This window comes from Companilactobacillus zhongbaensis (assembly GCF_003946515.1).
Lineage (GTDB): Bacteria > Bacillota > Bacilli > Lactobacillales > Lactobacillaceae > Companilactobacillus > Companilactobacillus zhongbaensis.
Map to the genome: position 1 here is coordinate 1 of NZ_RHOM01000063.1, position 3,350 is coordinate 3,350.

At 40.7% G+C, this 3,350-nt stretch carries 3 protein-coding genes; all 3 read left to right on the plus strand.

Annotation, left to right across the window (positions count from 1 at the left end; translation table 11 throughout):
• Positions 1–200: 200 nt before the first annotated feature.
• The 3 genes from EKM69_RS12100 to EKM69_RS12110 all read left to right on the plus strand — a co-directional run bounded on the left by EKM69_RS12100 (position 201) and on the right by EKM69_RS12110 (position 2,902).
• Positions 201–638 carry a MarR family winged helix-turn-helix transcriptional regulator gene (locus EKM69_RS12100; RefSeq protein ID WP_125711353.1) on the plus strand — a complete coding sequence of 146 codons (438 nt, stop codon included), beginning with the start codon at positions 201–203 and terminating at the stop codon, positions 636–638.
• An 87-nt stretch (positions 639–725) separates the two neighbouring features.
• Positions 726–2,177 (plus strand): MDR family MFS transporter, encoded by a 1,452-nt coding sequence (locus EKM69_RS12105; RefSeq protein ID WP_164505952.1) that lies wholly within the window; start codon positions 726–728, stop codon positions 2,175–2,177.
• 89 nt (positions 2,178–2,266) lie between these two features.
• Positions 2,267–2,902, plus strand: coding sequence for a DUF4811 domain-containing protein (locus tag EKM69_RS12110; RefSeq protein ID WP_225423895.1), 636 nt, complete (start codon positions 2,267–2,269; stop codon positions 2,900–2,902).
• Positions 2,903–3,350: the final 448 nt, after the last annotated feature.

Below are 3,350 nucleotides of genomic sequence, written 5' to 3' on the forward strand. Positions count from 1 at the left end.
CTAGATCTGTCCGGATTAGTTCAAATTGTTCACGAGAGATGTCGCTACTATAATGGTGTGCAAAGCTTTTCATGGATTAAAAACTCCTGTTTTTGATCTAATTTAACTAAAATCAAATCGAATGTCAAAGTATCCAAACACGTTCTTAATATCATCTCTGGCTCTATAAATAATGAAAAATTTTATATGGAGATAATATTTTGGATTATACGATATTAACAGGATTTTCAGTTCGTTACATGATGACCAAAAAACGCACCCTAAACTCGATCTTAAAAGAACAAGATCTCAACACGGTAGATGGTGTCTTAATGGTCTTCATCGGGAATCACCCCGGATACAGTCAAGAAAAAATCGGTGAAGTTACTTTGTTTGATGGTGCCAGCATCGCTCGTTCACTCAAACGTTTAGAACAAGCCGAATTTGCCACGCGACAAGTTCATCCAACTAATCATCGCAAGAAGTTAGTTCAACTAACTCCTAAGGGTGAAAAGTTTTTGGCCATTGTCAAAGAAGCCGATAAAAAAGTTTCCGATCAGCTTTTTGCTAACATTTCTAAGACTGATCAAAAGAAGCTTGAAGATATTTTGCACCGCGTTTTTGATAATTTCGACGATCTGGATATTCAAAATAAATAGGTTTTAAATAATTGAGAAGAGGTAATTGCTATCGTGAATAGTAAGCAACATTTAGATATCAATGGGAAACCCTTCAACCGTAATCTAATGGTCCTAGTTTTATTAGTCGGTACTTTCTGTACTGTGCTAAACGGAACTATTTTGACTACAGCCTTTCCTACATTAATGAGTACATTTAATGTCTCAACTTCAGCTGTTCAATGGTTAACAACAGGATTCTTGATGGTCAATGGTATCATGATCCCTGTTACAGCTTGGCTAAGTACTAATTACAGTACTAAATCATTGTACTTATTCGCTATGTCGACTTTCTTAGTCGGAACGATTTTAGCTTTCATTGCTCCAAACTTTGCGACAATCTTGATCGGTCGACTAGTTCAAGCGGTCGGTGTTGGTATCACCATGCCACTGATGCAATTAGTTATGCTATCGATCTTCCCGGCTAACCAACGTGGTACAGCCATGGGGCTTGGTGGTTTGGTAATTGGACTAGCTCCAGCTATCGGACCAACATTATCAGGATTCATCATCGATCATTATTCATGGCGTGATCTATTCGGAATGATCATTCCGATCGTCATTTTTGTATTGATTTTTGCAATGTTTTTCATGCGTCCCGTTATCAAAACGAGAAAAACTAAACTAGATATTCCTTCATTATTACTTTCAACTTTAGGATTCGGTGCTTTACTTTACGGATTCTCATCAGTTGGTGATGAAGGTTGGGGTTCACCGATCGTGCTCAGTACTATCATTGGTGGTCTGATCTTGATCATCTGGTTCGGTCATCGTCAACTCCACATGGAAACACCTTTCTTGGAATTACGTGTTTTCAAAGTTAAAAAATTTACTATCGCTGCAGCTCTTTCTTCAACTGTAAACATGGCCATGATCGGTGTCGAAATGATCTTGCCATTGTATCTACAAATCGTTAAAGGAATGTCAGCTTTCCATTCAGGATTGACACTACTTCCTGGTGCTTTCTTGATTGGTATCATGTCACCGATCACTGGACGTGCTTTCGATAGATTCGGTCCTAAAGATCTAGCTAGAATGGGTATGTTCTTGCTAACAGCCGGAACGATCCCATTCCTATTCTTAACAAAAAATACACCAACACTCGATATCGTAATTCTTTACGCTATTCGGATGTTCGGTATTTCCATGGTCTTGATGCCTGTTACAACAGACGGTATGAACGCTCTACCATTTGATCTGATGAGTCACGGTACTGCCGTTAACAACACGGTCAGACAAGTCTTCAGTTCGATGGGTACAGCTATCTTGGTCAGTGTTCTAACTAACGTTACTAATACTGTCAAACCAGGCAAAGCTATGCTTCACGCAACACCACTCAAATATCAAGATAATTATTTGAGTGCTACTTTGACGGGATATCACGCAGCCTTCATGGTCGCCATCCTGTTCTGTGTGATCGCCTTTGGAATTACTTTCATGGTCAAAGACGGCGCCAAATCTAAGTCAGTTGATACAACTAACAAAGTTGAAAAAGCAGCTGCACAAAAGGCGGGTGAATAATAATGGTTCAGATCACAATACTTATTTCCGCCGCACTCGCATATTTCTTTGCGGTTTTCGTAAAAAACAAACGTCTCGGCTACACTGTTATGTCAGTTTTTATCGCTTTATTCTTGATCTCAATCGGTCTGTTAGTCGGTAACGAATACGGCCATCTCGGGATGGAAAAAGTTACAACGAACAAGACTATTGCTATTCAAACGGTTAAAAAAGGTTCTAATTTGTTGCTTTATAAGCAACTAGGAACTAATTCGAAAGAAAAAGTTTATGTTTACCGTACCCCAGATACTGCTAAAGCTAAAAAGCCGGATAATACTAAGGCAGATATCAATGTTACTAATAAAGTAAAACAAGGTAACTTTGATAGTTCGCATATTAAACAGGAGACTACTCGTTGGGAGTATAAGAACGGTTTTTATTCTTTCTTGTTTAATTTGTCTAATAATGACCACGAGTTTGTTAAGCAGACCAATACTTTTGAGATCGGGTCTGATTGGATGGTTTTGAGTACTTCGCAGGCTTCTAAGCTGGATAAGATGCTTAAGGATAAGGATGTTCAGGCTAAGATGAAGTCTGAGGGTGCTGATTATGTTAAGTCGATCGTTGCTCAGGAGATGAAGGCTAATCCTTCTATGAGTGAGACTCAACGGGCTGAGGTTGTTAAGCAGGCTCAGGCTGAGTATCAGGCTTCTGCTGTTAAGAAGTTGGTTGGAAATATGAAGTAGTTTTATTGCTTCGATTCCTTTGGGGATCGAAGCTATTTTTTTACTTGAGGTGAGAGAGTTTTTGGCAGACGAGAAGCGTTTTGCTTGGCCGGACGTTGGTGATTTTTGGTGTTTGGGTTGGGTTGGATTGTTTGTTGGTGGGGGATGGAGGTGGTAGTTTTGTGTGGTGGTTCACTGCCGGCTCCGGGGCCCGGGGATACAGCCACTGGAACGCTGCCGGCATCGATTGAAGCTATCCGGGAAGTTCACCCGGACATCTCCAATACGAGCCTTCTTGTAAGCGATGAATCGCTAACAAGAATTTGGGTGCGCTCGGCATGGGCGTTAACTAGGTGGTGAAAGTCCACTGTGAGCCGTAGTAGTCGGAATCACGAGCTGAGGACAAGGGTGTCCATCGCGAGGTGGAATCTGAAGGAAGTCTAAGGCAAAGTACTGAGCTGATGTACAA

Bases quoted from the DNA above. Each gene is read 5' to 3' on its own strand.
- EKM69_RS12110 (WP_225423895.1), top strand. From the start codon at position 2,267: ATGTCAGTTTTTATCGCTTTATTCTTGATCTCAATCGGTCTGTTAGTC.
- EKM69_RS12105 (WP_164505952.1), top strand. From the start codon at position 726: ATGGTCCTAGTTTTATTAGTCGGTACTTTCTGTACTGTGCTAAACGGA.